Origin of the sequence: Streptomyces sp. NPDC021115, from assembly GCF_044333065.1 — a bacterium.
Classification (GTDB): domain Bacteria; phylum Actinomycetota; class Actinomycetes; order Streptomycetales; family Streptomycetaceae; genus Streptomyces.
This window is the reverse complement of record NZ_JBIRQF010000036.1, coordinates 16,292-35,182: the sequence shown is the minus strand read 5'-3', so window position 1 is coordinate 35,182 and position 18,891 is coordinate 16,292. Positions and strand designations below refer to the sequence as shown.

The following is an 18,891-nucleotide window of genomic DNA, read 5'->3' as shown; positions in this document are numbered from 1 at the left end:
GGCCTCAGCCGTTCCGGCGCGTGGGGGCCAGGTGGGCCACCAGTTCGGCTCTGCCCTTGGCCCCGAGCTTGCGATAGATCTTGGTCAGCCGCAGCTCCACGGTCCGCGTGGCGACCTGGAGTTCGTCGGCGATCTCGCGGTTGGCAAGCCCCTCGACGACGAGCCGCGCGACATCACGCTCGGGCCGGGACAGCCCGGCGAGTGAGGAGGCCGGTATGTTCGCCTGCTCCGGGACCGGGGGACGTGGGAGTTCGACGCCGAGCTCGGCCAGCGTCTCCACCGTCTGGCCGCACATCCGGTCGACGGCGCCGGCGGTGCCCCAGCGGTCCAGTACGGCATGCTCCTCCGTGCGCAGCCGGGCCGCGGTCTGCGGAGCGCCGAGCATCTGGTGGGCCACCGCGGCTGTGCAGCGCCAGGGCAGAACCATGGGATTCTTCCAACGCCGCGCGCGCAGCAGCCGACCGCACTCTTCCAAGAGCACCAGAGCGCCTTCGGGTTCGCCGGTGACCAGGCCGAGCTCCGCCTTGGCGTAGAGCAGGAAAGCCCAGCCGACGCCCTGGTCGGCGGTGTGAGTGAGCGGGCGGGCCGCCAGTCGCCGGGCCCGGTCCAGCCTCCCGCAGCGGATCTGGGCCATGATCTCGCTCGCCACAAGCCTCGCTGCCAGCGCCGGATGCCAGGATTCCAGCGGTAGCTCCCGCGTTGCGGTGGCCAGGTCCCGAAGTCCCTCATCGGGGCGGTGGAGGCGCAGCGCGGCGCCCGCCCGGTAGAGCAGTGCCCGCGCGGCGGTAGCCCGGGCGCCCCGTCTGCGTGCGTCGGCCACCACGGTGTCCAGACCGTCCATGCCCATGGCGATGTCGTCGGCGCACAGCAGCGCGCAGGAGGCCGCGATCCGGCACATCGCCGGCACTTCGCTCGGCGCGTCGAGCGCGGCCACGGCCAGCTTCCGCGCCCGGTCGCGTTCCTCTGCCGACCTGGCCAGCTGCCAGGCGAGCGCCCCGGCCTGGGCCGGGTCGGCCGGGCGGCGGGCCGGGGCGGGCAGCGGGGCGACCGGGATCTCCGGGTCCGTGCCCGCCTCCTCCCCCGCGAGCCAGCCCAGCGCGCTCAGCGGGGACAGTTCGTCCCGGGACATCGAACCGGCCGACGTTTCGTGCAGTTCGGAGATTGCCCGCCGTGCCGTCTCGACGTCACCGCGGCTGAGCAGCAGGTCGGCTGCCCGGACCACGGAGGGCCACGAGTCGCTGTTCGCGTAGCGTACGAGAACATGCCGGAGCCTTCCGTCGCTGGCCTGTGGCGAGAGTACGACCTCGATCGAGGCGAGCCGCGTGAGCAGGTGCGCCCGGTCGGCGTCGTTCATCGGCTCGCGCAGCGCGCGGCGCAGCGCCGTGGCCGCAGCGTCCGTTCTGCCCCGCCGCATGCGGTACGTTGACGCTTCGGCCAGCGTCTTCCCGGCCCAGGGCAGGCCGGAAGCCGGCGCGTGGCCGAGGAGGTCGGCGACAGTGCCGACCCCGGCCCCGACTTTCCGGGCCAATTCCGCCGCTCGCAGGTAGAGGTTTTCGCGCTCGGAGGGGGTCATTGCCGCGAGTATCTCGGCGGCGAGACGAGCACAGGGCACCCGGGGTGCGTCGGGGTCGATCACCAGCCCGGTGACGAGGAGGGTGTCGAGCGCGCGGTCCAGTCTGGCGGCACGCAGTCCGGCCAGGGAACCGGCGATCTCGAATTCGAAGTTGCTGCCGACGGCGGCCAGTACACGCAACAGGGCGAGCGCGTCGGCGGGCATGCTGAGCATGGCGCGGTTGGCCCGTACGGACCACGCGGTCCAGGCTGCCTCGATCAGCTGCGGAATCCGCTCGTCGTCCAGCGGCAGGTTCCGGGCGGTGAAGTGGTCTGCGACGCCGCGCAGCATAGCCGGGCGGCCCCGCGTCATGTCGGCCGCAACGGCGGCCACCCTCGCGCCGATCTCACGCCCGGTCAGTGTTTCCAGCAGCTGCCGGGAGTTGGCCATGGACAAGGAGGCCAGCGGGAGCTCCCGCATCTCGGCGAGACCCGCGCCGTCCAGGAGATGGTCCTCGCCGAGAAGACGGGAGAGCGGACCGTAGGAGGAGCCGATCAGCAGGACCGGGGCGTGGTGCGCGCGGCGGGCCATCGCCGCGAACCAGCGCAGCGACCATGTGTCGGCCCATTGCAGGTCGTCCACGGCGAGCAGCAGCGGACGGTCAGCGGCGAGCGCCAGGAACTCGTCGCACAGCAGCGGCACCGAGGCAGCGAGGTGGTCGTTACGCATACAGGCGGTGGCCAGTTCGACCATCCGTGACGGCGGGCGGAGCCCGGCGAACAGCTGGGTCACCGCGGCGTAGGGGACTCGCGACTCGACCGGCGAGCAGCGCGCGAAGCCGACGGCCGACCCAAGAGCGCGTGCCCGGTCCACCGCCCGGTGCAGCACCGCGCTGCGTCCCACCCCGAGCGGACCGGTCACGCCCGCCATGCCCGACCCGCCGGCCTCGAGCGTCCCGATCAGCTCCTCCAGTACGGTCAGGGCACTCTGACGGCCTACGAATTCGTCCGCGGCGAGGGAAGGCGCGGGACTCATCGTGACACGTGCCCGGGATGTGCCCCCGCGGCATGGACGGGAGCAGAGAGTGCTGCGACAATGAACCGCGCGTGACAATTCCGCATGTACGCCTCTCGCATCACTCGCACCAGCGATCCTCAATGAAGTGAATACACCGGAGATTACAACTGTGCTTGTGCCTGTGCAGCATCACGCGAGTTACGCTGAGCTTTCCTTGAGGTTATGACAATCTCTACGCGCATCGACGGGAGCTCATCACGCGCAACGACCCCGAATTGGGGCTCTTTTATCTCAAACCGTTATCAGAATGGCCTTTATGTCTTCCGCAGGACGCGGGCGAGCTCCTGCCTGCCCCGGATGCCGAGCTTGCGGTACACGCTCGTGAGGTGGAACTCAACGGTCCGTTGAGTGAGGAACAGCGACTCGGCGATCTCCCGGTTGGTCGCCCCCGCGATGGCCTGCTCGGCGACCCGGCGCTCGCTGCCGCTCAGTGTGTCGACCGGCGAGGCGGTGCTGCGGCGCAACCTGCCGCCCGCCTCGCTCAGCGCGGGCAGCGACTGGTTGAGCTGTAGCTGGTCCCGGCACAGCACGGCCAGGTCGATCGACCGGCGCAGCCGCTCGCGCGCGCCCTCGGCGTCACCCCTGCGGCACAGCCTGCGGCCCAGCAGATACTCGGCCCTGGCCTGCTCCAACCTGCCGGGCGAGTCCGCGAGTGTGTGCACCGCGTCGGTGAGCAGGTCGATGCCGGCGTCGCCCGCGGTCAACACCCCACGGGCCATCCGGAACATGCCCAGGGCCCGCGTGGTGCCCCAGCGGTGCACCGATTCCTCCACCCGTTCGATGAGGTCCAATCCTTCGTGGTGGCGGCCGAGTTCGGCGAGCACGTCCGCCGCGTCGAACCACCACGGCGCCAGCACGGGGTTACCGATGCCCCCTTCGGCCAGGCTGTCGGCGCACCGGTAGAAGTGGGTGAGGGCGCCTTCCAGGTCACCCAGTGCCGCCCGGCTCCGCGCCCGCGCCATCACGTACCAGTGGTATTCCAGAGTGAATCGGTCCAGCCGCGGCCGAGTGATGAGGTCGAGCACCTCCTGCGCCCGCGCGGGCTCCCCCCGGCGGATCAGCGCCGAGGCGAGCGCGGTCTGTGGCATCACCACGTTCGGGGCCCAGGACTCCTGGAGCACGACGTCGAAAGACAGTTGCGCGTCGGAAAGCGCCTCACCCACGTTGCCCGCCCACCGGTAGACCTCGGCACGGGTGCTCGCGCCGAGGGTGTGCGTCCACGCCTCACCGGTGCGCTGCGCGTGCTCGATCAGGGCGGTGAGCGCGACCAGCGCGGGATCGATCTCGTCGGCGAGGTAGAGCGAGAGGCTGGCGCTCAGCACCGCCCATCCGCCCGGTGCGACATCGCCGATGCGCAGGACCTTCTCCGCTTGGGCTGCGACCTCGGTGGCGGGCCTGCACTGGAAGGTGCCGAGCGAGGACAGCATGCCCAGCAGCTGTCGCTCCTCTGCGGTGTCCCCCTGCGGTGGTGCGTAATCGCGAAATCGCCGCCCCACTCTGTCCACGGTGGATTTCTCGTCGAGGCCGGAAATCAGATACGCGAACTCGACGAGCGTGCGCAGCGCGCGGTCCGCCGGGGTGACTTCCGCACCGCCCTCCGCTTCGATCGCGTCGAGCACCTCGTCCACCAGCTCGAAGGCCCGCAGGGAGTTCTGCACTTCCAACGAGGTCAGGGCGTACTGCACCACGAGCAGGGCTCGGGTGCGCGGATCGCGTACCAGGCCCAGCGCGTGCTCCAGGTACTCCAGCGCCTTTGCGGGCTCGCTCTGCCCGAGCACCCTGGCCAACGCGGCCAGCAAGGTCACGTCGTCCGGGTCGTGCTTCAGCGCCTGCGAGAGGTAGTGCGCGGCCGCGGCGGGCGCTCCCCGGTGCTCCGCGCTCTCCGCGGCCGTCAGCAGCACTCCGACCATCCAGGGCGCCGGGTCGCCCGGCAGCAGCATCAGCTGGACCGCGACCTCCTCGGCCGGGCGGCCGGAGTCGTTGAGCAGCCTGGCGGCCCGCTCGCGCAGTGCCACCCGCTCGTTCGCTGACGTGGTGTCGAGCACAGCGCTCCGGATCAGATCGTGCGCGTAGTCGAGGCCGTCGCCGAGCAGCAGATCGTTGGCGCGCAGGACCTCCACCGCCACTCCCGCCGGACCCGGCTGTGTCCCGGCCAATGCCGCGATCATCTCGATGGTCTCACCGCCCAGCACCGCGATCGCCGTGGCGACCGCGTACGCGTCCCTGGGGAGCCGGTCGAGCAGGGAGCGCGCGACGACATTCCATCCGAGCTCGTCGAGCAGAGCCGCCTGCTCGGCACCGGGCGGGATCTCGTCACCGCGCAGCCGGCTGACCACCCGCCGTACCAGGAAGGGATTACCGCCGGTGATCTCAGCGCATTTGGCGGAGAACGCCGAGTCGAGTTCACGGTCGAAGGCCCAGTGCAGCATTTCGCCGACGGCCTCGGTGGTCAGCGGCGGCAGGTCGACGATCAGGCAGCTGAGGGTGTCGCTGATCTCGTCGAGCACCTCGGGCCGGGACTGTTCGTGGCCGGTGCGCTGGGTCATCAGCACCATGAGCGGCAGGTCCTCCGCGCGGCGCAGCAGGAAACCCAGCCAGCGCAGGGACGCCTCGTCGCACCACTGGACGTCGTCGATCGCCAGCACCACCAAGCCGTCGGTGCTGAGCCCGGCGGTGAGCCAGTGCAGGCCGTGCATGACCGCGTACGTGTCGGTGGGACCGGTCTCGTCCGTGCGGTCGGGAAGCAGGGCGGGCAGGGCGAGCCGGGCGCTCCCGCTGAGCAGTGGCGAGCTTTCGGCTCCGTCCTCGGTGAGGCGCAACGGCTCGAACAGGCCACGAACCGTCTCGTAGGCGGTCGAACCACTCTCCGGGCATTTGACGGTCAACACTGTCCGGGCGAGGGGAGTGAGCTCGTCGAGCGCGACGGAGAGGAGCTTGGTCTTGCCGATGCCCGCCGGGCCGCGCAACAGGACTGCCTGGCCCGCGCCGAGCGAAGCACCGCGGGCACGCTCGACCAGGAGAGACCGTTCCCAGTCGCGGCCGGCCAGTTCCGTGGCCGGTTCGGATTGCGGACCGCTGCGCGCGACCACCGTGACTCCTCTTGCTCCGGCGACGGCGGTTGGGCGTCCTCAAGCGGCCGAAAACACTTGGCCGCCGCTTGGATGATCAGTACGCCGCGATCGTACCGCTTCGCAGGGCGCGATTCACACGGTCAGCACGCGCGGACCCGCCCGCTCGATGTCCCTCGTCACACAGGAGTCCGCCCGGTCGTCGGTGATCAGCGTGTCGATGTCGGCAAGGGCGCCGAATTGGGCGAAACGAGTGTGGCCGATCTTGGTGTGGTCGGCCAGCACGACGGTGTGCCGGGTCGCCGAGATCGCCGCGCGCTTGACCATCGCCTCGGAGGGGTCGGTGGTGGTCAGGCCGCGTTCGAGCGAGATCCCGCCGGGGGCCAGGAAGGCGACGTGGATATAGATCTCGCTCAGCAGGCGCAAGGCCCAGCTGTCGACCACGGCGAGCGGACGGGACTTGATCCGGCCGCCGACCAGCATCACGGTGATATTGCCCTTGCCGGTGAGAGTGAGGGCGACATCGATCGCGTTGGTGACCACAGTGAGCTCCCGGTCGACCGGTATGAGGTCCGCGAGCTCGCCCATCGTTCTACCCGCGTCGAGCAAAATGGCGCCCGTCTCGGGGACGTATTCCACCGCGGCCCTGGCGATACGCTGCCGCTCGGTGAGCGTCACCGGGTGGCGGGCGGGCAGATCCGCCTCGGCCGACCCCGTCGTCACCGGGATCGCTCCACCGTGCACCCGGCGCAGCAGACCCCGCCGCTCGAGTAGCGTCAGATCCCGGCGCACCGTCTCCGTGGTGATGTCGAACCGCGACGCCAAGCCTGCCACGTCGACCCTGCCGATTCTCCTCACCACTTCCAGGATCGTCTGCTGGCGCTCCTCTGCGTACATCCCCGTTACTTCCCCCACGGCCTACCCCGACCCGGGAGGCTACTCAGCCGTAAGGAGGCGCACAACGGTTCGGCCAGGGTTTCGGGGCGTCTACGAGTGAACAGCACCTGATCCCCACTCCGTTCAGCGGCTCAAGGCCCCGCGACGCCCCGGTACCCATCCGACCGCGCCCGGGATCACAAGGTTGCTCTATAAGCGATGGAAGACACTAACACGCGGTGAGTAGCCGAAACGAGGTGACATAGTCGCGCTGACCTGCGCGAATACCTCGCCATCCGCCTGCGGGCGCCCGTGTGCCGTTCAACAACCCATAGCGGCTTGTCAGTCCGCTTATCTGTACTCGCTGATCAGGCCGCCGAGGACACGAGTCCGGCATAGCCGCCGCGTGGTGTTCAGGTCGGACAGCGGTGCAGTCTGGTGTTCGGCGAGAGGAGGGCGTTGCGCCCGCGCCTGATGTGGTCGACGCCGGTTGTAGTGCCGCGCGTAGCTCTCAAGAACGTGTCGAGCACGGGCCTCGTTCCAGACCAGCACGTGGTCGAGGGCCTCGCGTCGTAGCGTCCCGATGACGCTCTCGCAGTGCGCGTTCATCCGCGGGGCCCGTGGGGCGGTCGTCACGGTTTCGATGTTCTCGGCCTGAAAGACTGCGTCGAAGGACTCGTACTGCGCCGTCAGAAGCTCACGCCACGTCGGTCCGAACCGCGGGGAGCCGCACCGATACCGGCCGCGTTCGGGCCGGTGAGGAGTTCGAGTTCGATGTCGTGGTGGCGCAGGTCCTCGGCGATGGCCAGTAGCTCGGCGGCGCCACGGCCGAGGCGCTTCATCTCGTGGACGGTGAGGATGACCCGTTGGTGCGGGACGGCCTTCTTGATGGTGCGGGCGAAGTCCATCGCCTTGACGAACTCCGGTCGCACCTTGATGCGGGTGCTGATCTTCTCGGAGAAGACCGGGTCGCACCCGGCCTCGGCGAGCGCGTCGAGCTGGCTTTGGAGTTCCTGCTGGGCGGTGCTGCACCTCGCGTAGCCCACTCTGGTGGGCTACGTCGCCGTCTCGGGTGCTGCGGCGTCGATGGCGGGGCCCATTTCCCACGCGCGTGTCGGGGCCGCGGTCGGCGGAGGTCTTCACCTCCAGCTCGGCGCGGAGCTGAGGGACGAGCATGAAGCGGGGGGTGTGGTACTTCGGGGCGACCTTGCCGCCGCGGGTGCGGCAGGTGCTTCCGGCGGGCACCTCACAGGTCGGACAGTCGAACTGTTCGACCGCGGCGGCCGGTTCGGGGGTTCTGGCCCGCGGGTTCCTGGGCGAGGGCGCACGGAGCGGTGCCCGACGCCCGATCAGCGCCCCTTGGGGAAGGCCGCACGCAGTGCAGAGCCGCGGGTCATGAACGCGACTCGGATGACGGGCAGCATGCAGACGACCTGCATCACGGCGTACCACGCCGGGCAGACACCCGGGACCAGGTCGACGCCGATGATCGCGATCGGCATGATGACGGCGAGAGCCCTCACGCGCTCGAAGGCCCGTCGAGACCCCCGGGAAGCGGATCCGGTCATCCGGTAGATCAGCACAGCGACTACGGGCAGCAGGGCTGCCCGGACCCACATGAACGTGTTCACCATGTGACCGCTGACCGATACCGCGATGACCGCCAAGAGGGCGACGGCGCTCAGTGCGCCGTAAACCTTGATGCTGCTTTTCGCTGTGTCGAAGGCCCCTTGGGCGCGGGGGGTGCTGAGGAGTGCCGCCTCGGCCGTGGAGTGCGCGTTGGTTTCCATACTCACCGACGCTATGAAGCGCTTGGCTGACGCGGTATCCGCCTGGACACACAGGCGGGTGGGGGTAGCCACACTCCCTGGCTGACCAGGTAAGTAGCCGGCTCCGCGCGGTGCACAGTGGAAGCACCGAACGGTAAGCGAAGGATGAGTCATGAGACAGCTGGGTTCGTGGGTGGCGCGCGTCGGCGTGGGGTTCGTGCGGGCATGCGTCGTGGCGGTCGTCAGCATGCTGGTCCCGGCCGTGTGGGCGGCCGCCGTGGCGCTGGGGATCTGGTGGGGGGCGGGAAACCCGTGGTCGTGGGTAGCGCCGCTCGTGCTGGTGTGTGGGGGCACGCTCGCGATGTCCCGCCCGGTCTGCCGGATGGTCCGCTTCGTCGTCGCAAGGTGGACTGCCACCGTCATCCTCGCCGGATACCGGCAGGCCGGACCGGTGACGCGGATGTCCACCGGGTACTGGTGGAACGGCTTCTCCTACGAACGCACCCGTCGGGACGCCCTCCTGGACCAGAAGTGGCGGGTCCGGTGGAGAGACCCAGCCAACTGGCGCGACCTGCGGTTCACGGGGATCCTGCCGCTCACCGCGGGCGTGGTCGCTGCCTTCCCGCCGGCCGGGGTGGGCGCGGCGGTCCTCGGGCTCGGCCAGCCGGGTCTCGCCGCGCGCCTCGTCGGGGCACTCGGCCTGGTCGTGGCCGTCGCCTCAGCCCCGTACGCTTGGCGGCTCGTCGAGCCGGTGGCCGTCCGCTTCCTGCGTCCGTCGCCTGCGATGGCACTGGCGGACCGGGTGGACGAGTTGACCGCCCAACGCGCGGACGCGACGGTCGCGCAGGCTGCCGAGATCCGCCGGATCGAAAGGGACCTGCACGACGGAGCGCAGGCCCGCCTGGTTGCACTCGGGCTCTCCCTGGCAACCGCGGAGAAGCTGATGGAGACCGACCCGGAGCGGGCCAAGGCACTGATGCGGGACGCGCGGGTCGGCGCCACCGCCTCGCTGGCCGAGCTCCGCGAGCTGATCCGGGGGATCAGTCCACCGGTGCTGAACGAGCGGGGGCTCGTCGACGCAGTGCGCGCCCTCGCCCTTGACATCCCCCTCGACGTGGCCGTCAGCGCTGACGCCCGGCTGACCCTGGACCCGCCGATCGAGTCGGCCGTCTACTTCGGCGTCGCCGAGATACTGACCAACGCGGTCCGGCATGCCCACGCGTCGCGGGCGCGCGTCTGCCTCGCCAGGGACGAGGCCGACCTCGTCGTCGAGGTTGAGGACGACGGCCGGGGCGGGGCCGACGAGCGAGCCGACGGCGGGCTCGCAGGCCTGCGCCGCCGCCTCGCGGTCTTCGGCGGCACCCTGGAGATCACCAGCCCACCAGGCGGCCCGACCCGTGTCAGGATGGCGCTGCCATGCGAATCGTTGTAGCCGAAGACCTCTACCTCCTGCGCGACGGGATGGTCCGCCTGATCGAGGCGTACGGGCACCAGGTGGTGGCGACGGCGACCACCGGACCTGAAACGCTCGACGCGCTGCGGACGTGGCGCCCGGATGTGTCCGTCATCGACGTCCGCATGCCACCGGACCAGTCGGACGAGGGCCTGCGGGCGGCCCTCGCCGCCCGCAGCGAGATGCCCGGGCTTCCGGTCCTCATCCTCTCCCAGCACGTCGAGCAGCTGTACGCCCGCGAGCTCCTGGCCGACGGCTCCGGCGGCGTCGGCTACCTCCTCAAGGAGAGTGTGTTCGACGCGGACCAGTTCATCGGCGCCCTGGAGCGCGTCGCGGGCGGCGGGACCGCCATGGACCCGGCTGTCATCGCGAAACTGCTGTCCAACAGTTCCCCGAACCGGGGACTCAAGCGGCTCACCGAACGCGAGTACTCCGTGCTGGCCCTCATGGCCGAGGGGCTGTCCAACCAGGCCATCGGCCGCCGCCTCTTTCTCAGCGAGAGCGCTATCAGCAAGTACACCACCTCCATGTTCGGCAAGCTCGGCATCTCCGACGATGACGACACCAACCGCCGCGTCCGCGCCGTCCTTACCTACCTGAACAAGCCTTAGATTGCCCCAGCCGGGGTCGTACGCCTCGGGCCGGATGCCGAGTTCGTGTGTGGAGTACTCGCCGAACCGGTTGATGTGCTCGGTCAGGTACGGTGAGATGCGGGCCAGGTCCTCCGGCTCGATCGTCGAGCCCTCCTCCAGCAGCTGCCGGACGATCTCCGCGATGTCCAGGGCATCGTGGAACACAACGGCGTTCGTGAGCAGAGCGTTGAACTTCATCGCCTTCTCCTGCTCCGGCGCATCCTCCAGTGCCGGGAAACAGCCCATGCGCTGATACGACTTCAGTATCAGCAGTAGAGCCAGCAGATGCCCATCCCCGTCCGTCGCCCCGGCCGCCCACTCCAGCTCATCACGAGTCGGCGAGAAGAATAGATGCAGCTCATGCGCAGTGATCAGCCGCCGAGCGCTAGGACTTCAAGGTCAGCTCGTTGCCCCTTTGAGGCGTATCTGCGTCACCCCCCTACTGGTCGATGGCTTGCCGCCGGTCGGGAAGACCAGGGGTCGGGATCTCCGCCATGTGCCGCTCCCTGTGCGTCTCATTCTTGCGGGGCTTGGGTGCGGGCAGGCGTCAGCCGGCCAGCCGGTTGAGCTTGCGGATCTGCTTGTCGAAGACCCCGGCAGGAGCGATGCGGCGCAGTGTGCTTGCGCGTCCGGCAACGGGACCGGCGGTGTAGCGCAGCTTCGGCTTCGGGTCGGTCGCTGCTGCGACGATCACCTTGGCGACGATGCCGGGGTCGTCGCCGTCCTTGATCGCTGTTTCCATCATGCGGTCGAAGGCGCGCCGCTGGTCCGCGTAGACCGGCAGGGGCGTGTCGGGCCGCGGGCTGTTGGCCTCGAATCCGGTGCTGGTGTAGGCGGGTTCGACGAGAAGCGCCCGGACACCATGCTCGCGGATCTCGTGGTCCAGGGACTCGGAGTACCCCTCGATCGCATGCTTGGACGCGGCGTAGACGGCCATGTAAGGCGAGGGGAGGAAGCCGAGCACGGAAGAGAGGTTGATGATGCGTCCGCGTCCCCGGGCACGCATGTGCGGCAGGACCGCCTTCACCATACGCATCACCCCGAAGACGTTGACGTCGAAGACTCCCTGGGCCTGCGCGACGGAGTTCTCCTCGGCCGCACCCATCAATCCCATACCGGCGTTGTTGACCAGGACATCGATCCGCCCGAACCGGTCGATCACCTGCTGGACCACGGCGGTGACCGACGTGTCACTGGCCACGTCGAGGTCGAGGAAGGTCACGCCGTCAAGGGGGGCGGCGCGCGAGGTGTCGCGGCTTGTGCCGACCACATCGAAACCCGCTTCGACCAGCGCGAGCGCGGCCGCCTTCCCGATACCGGAGGACGCACCCGTCACGAGTGCCACCGGCCGATGTGTCGTCATCATGGACTCCCGGAACCATTGAGAAACCGATCGGTTTCTTCAACCGTAAACCGATCGGTTTCCACGCGCAAGCCCAAGGAGGGGACGATCCCGGGCCGCATCGCCGGCCAGAGGTGGAAGGGCCGCGAGCAGACCCTTCCTCCCATGCGAATGCCTACGCTCCGAGACATGCCATCGCGGCAACCGCAGGCTTCCTCCCGAGCGCCGGGAAGGTGAGGCCGTGAGAGCTGCTCCGACTGCCGGGGACAGGCATTCACTCGTAGAGCACAGCAGTCACCGAGGCTGCTCGAAGAGTCGATGCGTCAGCGCATGTCTGCAGCATCGAGCAGGGTGACCACAGTGGGTGCGATGAGCCCGGTGAGGTTGTCGGCTCCAATTCCCGCGCGGGCGCTGGCGCCGTCGAAGACCAGGCTGAGCTGTCGGGCCAGCAGGTCGGGATCGCTCGCGCCGCCCTGTTCGGCCTCGGCACGGAAAAAGGCTGTGAGGTTTCCCTTGATCCGGTGCGCCACCTGGCTCGCAGGGTGGCTTTGATCCTTGAGCTCGATCTGCACCGCCAGGTACCGGCAGCCTCGGAACTCGGGAGCACCCGCCTGCGATTCCACGTTCTCGAAGACCCGTAGGATCCGCTCGCGGGGTGAGCGCCCATCGTCCGCCGCGGGCAGGAGCCTCGCCACGAAGGCGGAGGCACGCTCCTCCAGGCTCGCCGCCAGTAGTTCGTCCTTGCTGTCGAACAGCTGGTACAGGGAGCGCTTCGACACCCCCGCCGCCTTGCACAGCGCCTCGACACCGATGCCGACACCGTCTCGGTAGGTGAGCGTGGCCGCCGCCTCCAGCAGCCGCTCTCGGGAACTTGACTTCACCTCGGTGGTCATACTGGGAGGGTAACTCGATTTCATTGAATTAGAAACCGATCGGTTTCCAGGGTGTGTCGGGGCGATATCCCGCGCCGCGCACAGCCGAACCTGTCCGGGGGTGACGTTCCGCTACGCCGGGACGGCGGTCTCATCAGGCTTCGTCTCGGCGGGGATGCGGTGCAGCCCCTTGCGGTCGTACCAGCCGGTCACGCCGAAGCCGAACAGCGCGGCCACCACGAGACCGGCGGCCATCATCACCCATCCCCGGGCCAGGCCGGCGTCGGCCTGGGCGTCGTAGTAGAGGATCGAGCGGATACCGCCGGTGATCTGCCGCAGTGGCTCGAACTCCGCGAGGAAGCGGTAGAAGCCCGGCAGCGCCTCGATCGGGGTGGTGGCACCGGCCGTCGGCACCGCCATCCCGATGAAGACCAGCGTGACGACCAGCATGCCGGGCGTGCCGCACACGGCAAGGAGGGTGAGCGCACCGATCCCGGAGACCGCGATGGTACACACCGAGTACAGCCACAGCAGCGGCAGGTGGGAGGCGTCCATGCCCATGACGCCGACCGCGCCGACCATGACCAGGGTGCCCATCAGCAGCGACAGAGCGATCATGAGCGTGCTGCTGATGGCCAGGGTCTGCACCCTGGTCGCCCGGATCAGCGGGCGGTGCAGGCGCAGTGGACCCATGTCGTTGTGGGTGTAGCCGAGGGCGTGGTCCGCCTGGCCGCTGATGACATTGGCGGAGAGCATGCCGCAGACCACGAGGACGAGCGCGTAGTAGAACGCGGTCAGGCCCAGGCCGCTGTGCGGGTCGAGCGGATGGCCGTCCTTGACCGTGACGGCGGCCGGGTCGGCCAGCAGGACGCGTGCCGCGGCGGGCAGTTTCGCCTGCCCGGTCCCGCCCTGCGACGTGAGTTCCTTGCCCACCTGGAGCGAGGCACTTTCGGCCGCCTGCGTCGTCGCCGTCCGAGCCAGGCTGGAGCCCATGCTGCCGGCGGACTGGTTGGTCAGCACCGTCAGCGTCGGGCGAACCGGGCTCTTGGTGCCTGCGGTGCTGGTCAGTGCGGTGATGGAGGAGGTGAAGTTGTAGGGCACGACGAGTGCGCCGTACAGCTTGCCCTCGCCGATCTCCTCCTTCATCTCCTTCTCGTCCATCAGCTTCCAGTCGATCTTGTCCTCGCTCGTAGTGGACTTCTTGATCGACTCGGTGATCCGCGTCCCCAGGTTGACCTGCTTGCCACCGACAGCGGCCCCCGGGTCGGCGCTGACCAGACCGACAGGCAACTTCTCCATGTGATCGACCGGATCGATGTTGGCACCGACGTAGAACACGGTGAACAGCAGCGCGAGGACACCCGTGATGACGCCATTGACGATCCACAGCGGCTTGGCCCGCAGGACGCGGAAGGGGTGAATTTCATTCATGACTTACTCCGAGGGGTTCGTCGTGGGCGCGAGCACAGAGCCCTCTTAGGCGTCGTACACCGAAGAACCCTCGGGTCAGGAGGATGAGGGGCGTTTCGCCGGGGGCTGCCAGCCGCCGGTGACTTCCTTGACGGGCTTGTGCGGAAAGCGGCGCTGGGCGTATTCCTGCGCGTGTGAGCCCGGCAGGACGTAGAGGGTTTCCTTCTTGTCCTGGAGCGGTCGCAGCACGGTGCCCATGAAGGTCTTGCGGTCCTCCAGGTACGGGCCCAGGACGTCCTCGCCGCCGGGACAGACGGCCATGCAGTAGCCGGACTTGTAGCCAGGCGGAGAGGCCAGGCTCTGCCACATGGAGGCACTCTCGGAATCGCTGACCCGGGAGCGGTAGTCGGCGGCGTCCTCGCTGTCGGCCACGGTCTGCGCCCAGTCGGTGAACCCGCTCATGAACTCACGGTAGTTATGCGTGGTGCAGGCGAGGAAGTCGAAGTCTCCGTCCTTGCTGATGGCACCGACCGGACAGGAGGCGACGCACAACTTGCAGTCGATGCAGGGGTTGTAGTCCAGCGCCTGCCCGTACTCACTCACCTGGGCGTCCACCAGGACGGTGGCCAGCAGTATGAAGTTGCCGAACTTGGGGTGGATGACGTTGCGGTGCAGACCCATCACGCCGAGCCCCGCTGCCACCGCGACCGTCTTGTGCGCCACCACCCAGATCCGCTCACCGGGGAAGCGGTCCATCTCCTGGGGGAAGCCAACCGACGGATTGAGCGCGCGGTAGCCGGCGTCCTGCAGCGCTTGGGTGACACTGCGAGCGGCGTGGTTGGCCTGCTCGTCGGTCTGGTGGAACTCCTGGTTGGCCACACTGCGGGCCGGGGAGCGGCAGTTGTCGCGGTTCATCCGGACCACCATCGCGATCAGGGTGCGCGTGCCGGGCAACGCGGCCAGCGCGTGCTCCCGCTCGCCGACAAGGTCGGGGTGGTCCAAACTGACCGCGGCCGCGTCGTCCGCACCGGCCGCCAGGCAGAGTTCGCGCAGCCAGGCCGCGTCGATCACCGCCGACGGCTTTGCGTCCTCACCGGCCCTGCGCCGGGCGAGTACGGCCTGCACCGACGGGTGCGCAGCCAGCTTCGCCGGAAGCCCCGGATCCGGCCTGTGCCGACCGGCGTCGCGCGCGGTAGTCATCCGATCTCCTGGTGAATCTCGTTTTCACACTCGCCCCCACGGCGAGAAACCGATCAGTTTCCATCACCGTAAACCGATCAGTTTCAGCATGCAAGCCCAAGCGGCGGGCGGTTCCCGACCACGCGGCGACGCTCATCGGGACGCTCCGGCGCAAGGTCCTCGATCATCTGCTGATCTTGAACGAAGCCCACGCTCGACGGGTGCTCGACACATACGCCTGCCACTACAACGACCATCGCCCGCACCAAGCCCGACAGCAGCGGCCTCTACAGGTGCCGATAAATCATCCGCGCAGGTCGGGAGCCTGTTCACGGATCTTCGGCTCTCGTTGAGGTTCGCCCCAAGTGCCTTCACCCGCAAGGGCTGGGTCGGCATCATGATCTGTCGTGCTGCTGCGCCCGGCCTACCTCGCCACGACCAACGCCCTGTCGTTCCTACGCCTCCTGCCGATGAGCGACATAGAGAAGGACATCGAGATCCTCGTACTCCGGCACCAACTGCCGGCCCTGCAACATCAGGTCGGCCAACCGACCCTCACCGACAGAGACCGTGCCTGGGCCTGCGGGTCCAGGGCGCCTACTGGGCGGCGGTGCCGGCATTGCGCACCAGCCGGTCGTGAGCCTCTTCGAGCCTGTCCGTGATCTGCTCGACGCCGATGGCGTCAAGGCCCTTCTGCCCCGCCACGGCAGCCTTCGCCGCCGACGACGCGGAGTCGAACAGTGCCCAGGAGTCGGCCGTGTACTCCGCCCGCGCCGGACGTCCGATCTCCTCCAGGGCGCCCCGGATCGGTGTCGTGTCCACAGTACTGTCCACGTCCCCGGAGATGGCGTTGAACGCGTCGAGAACGATCTTTCCGGACTTGAGGACGAACCTCGCCGTGTGCGCGCCGTCGGGCAGACCGCGGAGCGCGTACGTCGCGAGGCGCTTGTCGGTCGCGGCCGTCTTCGCGTCCCGTGCGATCAGCTTTCCGTCGACGTAGACGTCGAGGACGGCGGTGCTGTTGTTGCCGCCGATGACATCGATACCCGTGCCGGTGAACGGGACGGTGAACGACGCGCCGGCGATCGTGCTGGTCGACGTCGACCGGTACCAGTCCATCGCGTCGCCGAGGGCGGCGTTCCTGTTCCACGTCCCGTCGTATGTGACCGAGCTGTCCATGTTGTCGAGCTGTGCGCGGGCGTAGGGCGTGTACCCGTCGATCTTCTCGACCTTCAGGTTGTCGAACGCCGTCTTGTGGAAGTCGGTTCCGAGCTTGACGCGGCCTTCGGTCTGCGGAGTCGGGTCCTCGTACGTGGAGACGGCTTTGCCGTCGATGTAGGTCGTGATCGTCGCGCCCTTCGCCTCGATGGCGAGGCGGTAGCTGTCGGATGCCGCGACCGTTCCCGACGCGACGGCCGTGCCGTATTCGTAGAACGTCCAGGCGCCGGTCGGTCCGATGCGCACGTTGTAGGCGGCGTCGCTGATCGCCATGCCCTTCTGCTGACGGACGCCCAGGGCGGCGAGTCCGCCGTCCGGGTCCGGGAACGAGACGTCGACCGTGGCCCGGTAGTTCTCCCAGCGGAAGTCGCCGACCGTCGTGTTCGGGGTGTTGCGGTTCCAGGCGCCGGTGTCCTTCATGGACTGGTCCATGTACTGGTACAGGACATTGTTGCCGCTGGCGTCCTCACCGACCTCCCAGGCGCCGGTCTGGTCGACCATGTAGCGAGGCTGATTGCCGCGCGACCTCAGGTAGGGCTGGGACGCCTTGTGCGCGCCGTTGCCGGTGCCGACCTGGACCTTGCCCTCCTCCTCATAGCCGAAGTCGTCGGCGTACAGGACGTTGTCGCGGGTGTTGTGCTTCTTGCCGGTCGCGTCGGTGTCCAGCACCGTACGGTCCCGGGACTCGGGCAGGCGTTGCTTCGTCGCCTTGTCGTGGCTCTTGTCGAGCGTCGTCAAGGTCACGATCGACCGCGGCTTGACCGTGTAGGTGTAATATCCGTCACCGCCGGGCCGGATCTCGTCGACGAGGCGCTTGAAGTTCGCGTCGTAGGGCCGGCCCGCGTCCGGCCCGCGGGTTTCCCAGATCTCCATGGTCGGGTCGGAACCGAGTCGCATGTTCTCGGCTTTGATCCGGTAGGTCTTGGGCTGGTCGCTGTCGTTGACGACGATCGTCGAAAAATCCTTCTTACGGGGATCCGCGAGCGTCATATAACTGGGGGCCCCGTTGGAGCCGTCGAGGTCGACGGTGCCGCTCACCCCGCTGTAACTGGCCTCCGGCACGGTGCGCCAGATGCCCGCCGTGTTCGTGTCGTTCTCCCAGCCAGTCCTCGCGAACTGGGTGAAGTGCTGCATCACATAGAGGGCCGCGTCGTAGTGGAGGTAGCCCGACCACGGGTCACGCGCGCTGACGAGTTCCTTGTGGCTGTACTGCGCGCCTTCGTAGAAGGAGCCGATCGCCGGCTGGAAGATGTAGTGCGTCCGCTTCGAGTTGGCGTAGCTCTTGACAGAGCGGTTCGCGAGATCGAGGGCGCTTTGGACGCCGCCGATGCCGGTGCTCGTTCCGTTCGCGCCCTCGGTGTTGTTGACGCGGTAGTCGGTGTAGCCGAAGGAGGCGGTTCCCTCGCTGTACCAGACTTCCTTGTCCTCGTCGTACTTGTTCTCACCGGTCGCCAGCCTGGTGTACGGCAGATTGGTGTCGCTGCCGGCGGCCCCGTCGCGCCGGTCCTCGGTGGTGTAGTGGTAGCCGACCGCGTCGACGATGCCGAAGAGTTCCGCATCGCTCAGCATGGACGGCCCGATATTGAGGGTGTTGTTCTCGTCGGAGGCGATGATCTTGATGTTGTGGTAGGCCTTCTCGGCCTTCTCCCGCTTCGCCGCCGGGATGCCGTAGCGGGGATCAGCGAAGTCCGTGTCGGTCAGAATCGCGTTCTTGTACCACTTGATGAAGGCCTCGTTCGGATCCCGCGTCTCGTTCGTGTCCGGGTCGACGTAGTCGACCATGTACCCGTATTTCTCGTAGGCGTCGAGGATCGTCTCCTTGTACCACTTGTACATCTCGTCGGCGCCGGTGCCCTTGTTCCATTCGTTCTGAACCCATTGGGGCATGACCCAGCGGAGAATCGAGACCTTGAGCTTCGGGTTGACCTTCCTGGCGTCCGCTGCCAGTTGGAAGCCCGGGGAACGAGACGCGTCGGCGAGTTCGTCCGCTGTGCGCATGGTCGCCGGATCGGAACCGGTCGACGTGTTCGTGTCCGAACCCATCTCGATCTTGACATGGTTGATCAGGGGGTTCTTTCCACCGAACAGCACTCGGATGAGCTGCCAGTACCGGCCGGGGTGCTCCGCCTTGTAGTCCATCAGGAGGTTGCTCGTGCTGTTGCAGCTGAGCACGCCGAGGCCCTTGTAGGTCAAACCGTTCACGTTGTCGGCGCGAACGTCGTCCCCGTCGACCACGACCTCTACCGGATCGTCCGCGGCGTGGGCGGCGGGGGCGGCGATCACTCCGGCCGCGAGTGCCATGGTGGTTGCCGCGACAAGCGACATCCAGCCGAGTCTTCGCTGTGCACCCATCCCGCCTCGACTCCTTCTTCTCGTAGCGCGCACCGTCGCCAGAGGTTCGAGATACCGAAAGATGTCCGCGATTCCGGAAGGACCGTACGCA

14 protein-coding genes and 1 pseudogene are annotated in these 18,891 nt (G+C 68.2%); 3 read left to right on the top strand and 12 right to left on the bottom strand.

From position 1 onward, the window contains the following. Positions 1-4 precede the first annotated feature (4 nt). The 6 genes from ACH4TL_RS45170 to ACH4TL_RS45145 form a co-directional block, all read right to left on the bottom strand. The gene (locus ACH4TL_RS45170; RefSeq protein WP_398331554.1) at positions 5-2,587 is read right to left on the bottom strand and encodes an AAA family ATPase; all 2,583 of its coding nucleotides are present in this window, start codon (positions 2,585-2,587) and stop codon (positions 5-7) included. A gap of 296 nt (positions 2,588-2,883) precedes the next feature. Beyond that, on the bottom strand, positions 2,884-5,718 hold the full coding sequence (locus ACH4TL_RS45165) for an ATP-binding protein (RefSeq protein ID WP_398331557.1): 2,835 nt from the start codon (positions 5,716-5,718) through the stop codon (positions 2,884-2,886). Positions 5,719-5,832: 114 nt separating this feature from the next. Further along, positions 5,833-6,594 (bottom strand): DeoR/GlpR family DNA-binding transcription regulator, encoded by a 762-nt coding sequence (locus tag ACH4TL_RS45160; protein WP_398331560.1) that lies wholly within the window; start codon positions 6,592-6,594, stop codon positions 5,833-5,835. Between the two features lie 330 nt (positions 6,595-6,924). Further along, positions 6,925-7,209, bottom strand: a complete 285-nt coding sequence (locus ACH4TL_RS45155) for an integrase core domain-containing protein (protein WP_398331563.1) — start codon at positions 7,207-7,209, stop codon at positions 6,925-6,927. Between the two features lie 53 nt (positions 7,210-7,262). Further along, complete coding sequence (locus ACH4TL_RS45150; RefSeq protein WP_398331566.1) at positions 7,263-7,619, bottom strand: recombinase family protein; 357 nt, start codon at positions 7,617-7,619, stop codon at positions 7,263-7,265. Positions 7,620-7,922: 303 nt separating this feature from the next. Further along, positions 7,923-8,363: a hypothetical protein gene (locus ACH4TL_RS45145; protein WP_398331569.1), complete on the bottom strand. Its 441-nt coding sequence runs from the start codon at positions 8,361-8,363 to the stop codon at positions 7,923-7,925. Positions 8,364-8,514: 151 nt separating this feature from the next. On the opposite strand from ACH4TL_RS45145, the gene ACH4TL_RS45140 reads away from it, so the two are divergent. Next, positions 8,515-9,774, top strand: a complete 1,260-nt coding sequence (locus tag ACH4TL_RS45140) for a sensor histidine kinase (RefSeq protein ID WP_398331571.1) — start codon at positions 8,515-8,517, stop codon at positions 9,772-9,774. Next, a complete protein-coding gene (locus ACH4TL_RS45135; RefSeq protein ID WP_398331574.1) occupies positions 9,759-10,406 on the top strand; it encodes a response regulator in 648 nt (215 codons plus the stop codon). Before ACH4TL_RS45140 ends, ACH4TL_RS45135 begins: the two co-directional genes overlap by 16 nt. Before the next feature lie 66 nt (positions 10,407-10,472). On the opposite strand, the pseudogene ACH4TL_RS45130 reads toward ACH4TL_RS45135, so the two are convergent. From ACH4TL_RS45130 to ACH4TL_RS45110, 5 genes and pseudogenes are all read right to left on the bottom strand, one after another. Then, positions 10,473-10,673, bottom strand: a pseudogene (locus ACH4TL_RS45130) (Tn3 family transposase); the annotation flags it as partial. Between the two features lie 301 nt (positions 10,674-10,974). Next, on the bottom strand, positions 10,975-11,790 hold the full coding sequence (locus ACH4TL_RS45125; RefSeq protein ID WP_398331612.1) for an oxidoreductase: 816 nt from the start codon (positions 11,788-11,790) through the stop codon (positions 10,975-10,977). A 302-nt stretch (positions 11,791-12,092) separates the two neighbouring features. Next, entirely contained in the window at positions 12,093-12,662 is a 570-nt protein-coding gene (locus ACH4TL_RS45120) for a TetR/AcrR family transcriptional regulator (RefSeq protein ID WP_398331577.1), read from the bottom strand. A gap of 111 nt (positions 12,663-12,773) precedes the next feature. Further along, positions 12,774-14,072, bottom strand: coding sequence for an SNG1 family protein (locus ACH4TL_RS45115; protein ID WP_398331580.1), 1,299 nt, complete (start codon positions 14,070-14,072; stop codon positions 12,774-12,776). Between the two features lie 75 nt (positions 14,073-14,147). Next, complete coding sequence (locus tag ACH4TL_RS45110) at positions 14,148-15,251, bottom strand: 4Fe-4S binding protein (RefSeq protein ID WP_398331583.1); 1,104 nt, start codon at positions 15,249-15,251, stop codon at positions 14,148-14,150. A gap of 11 nt (positions 15,252-15,262) precedes the next feature. Between ACH4TL_RS45110 and ACH4TL_RS45105 the strand changes: the two genes are divergently transcribed. After that, positions 15,263-15,583, top strand: a complete 321-nt coding sequence (locus tag ACH4TL_RS45105; RefSeq protein WP_398331586.1) for an integrase core domain-containing protein — start codon at positions 15,263-15,265, stop codon at positions 15,581-15,583. Positions 15,584-15,827: 244 nt separating this feature from the next. On the opposite strand, the gene ACH4TL_RS45100 is transcribed toward ACH4TL_RS45105, so the two are convergent. Next, the gene (locus ACH4TL_RS45100) at positions 15,828-18,800 is read right to left on the bottom strand and encodes a GH59 galactosidase (protein WP_398331589.1); all 2,973 of its coding nucleotides are present in this window, start codon (positions 18,798-18,800) and stop codon (positions 15,828-15,830) included. Positions 18,801-18,891 lie beyond the last annotated feature (91 nt).

Excerpts from the sequence above, each read along its gene's own strand:
- ACH4TL_RS45170 (WP_398331554.1), bottom strand. The coding sequence starts at position 2,587 with ATGAGTCCCGCGCCTTCCCTCGCCGCGGACGAATTCGTAGGCCGTCAG.
- ACH4TL_RS45160 (WP_398331560.1), bottom strand. The coding sequence starts at position 6,594 with ATGTACGCAGAGGAGCGCCAGCAGACGATCCTGGAAGTGGTGAGGAGA.
- ACH4TL_RS45145 (WP_398331569.1), bottom strand. The coding sequence starts at position 8,363 with ATGGAAACCAACGCGCACTCCACGGCCGAGGCGGCACTCCTCAGCACC.
- ACH4TL_RS45140 (WP_398331571.1), top strand. The coding sequence starts at position 8,515 with ATGAGACAGCTGGGTTCGTGGGTGGCGCGCGTCGGCGTGGGGTTCGTG.
- ACH4TL_RS45135 (WP_398331574.1), top strand. The coding sequence starts at position 9,759 with ATGCGAATCGTTGTAGCCGAAGACCTCTACCTCCTGCGCGACGGGATG.
- ACH4TL_RS45125 (WP_398331612.1), bottom strand. The coding sequence starts at position 11,790 with ATGACGACACATCGGCCGGTGGCACTCGTGACGGGTGCGTCCTCCGGT.
- ACH4TL_RS45120 (WP_398331577.1), bottom strand. The coding sequence starts at position 12,662 with ATGACCACCGAGGTGAAGTCAAGTTCCCGAGAGCGGCTGCTGGAGGCG.
- ACH4TL_RS45115 (WP_398331580.1), bottom strand. The coding sequence starts at position 14,072 with ATGAATGAAATTCACCCCTTCCGCGTCCTGCGGGCCAAGCCGCTGTGG.
- ACH4TL_RS45110 (WP_398331583.1), bottom strand. The coding sequence starts at position 15,251 with ATGACTACCGCGCGCGACGCCGGTCGGCACAGGCCGGATCCGGGGCTT.
- ACH4TL_RS45100 (WP_398331589.1), bottom strand. The coding sequence starts at position 18,800 with ATGGGTGCACAGCGAAGACTCGGCTGGATGTCGCTTGTCGCGGCAACC.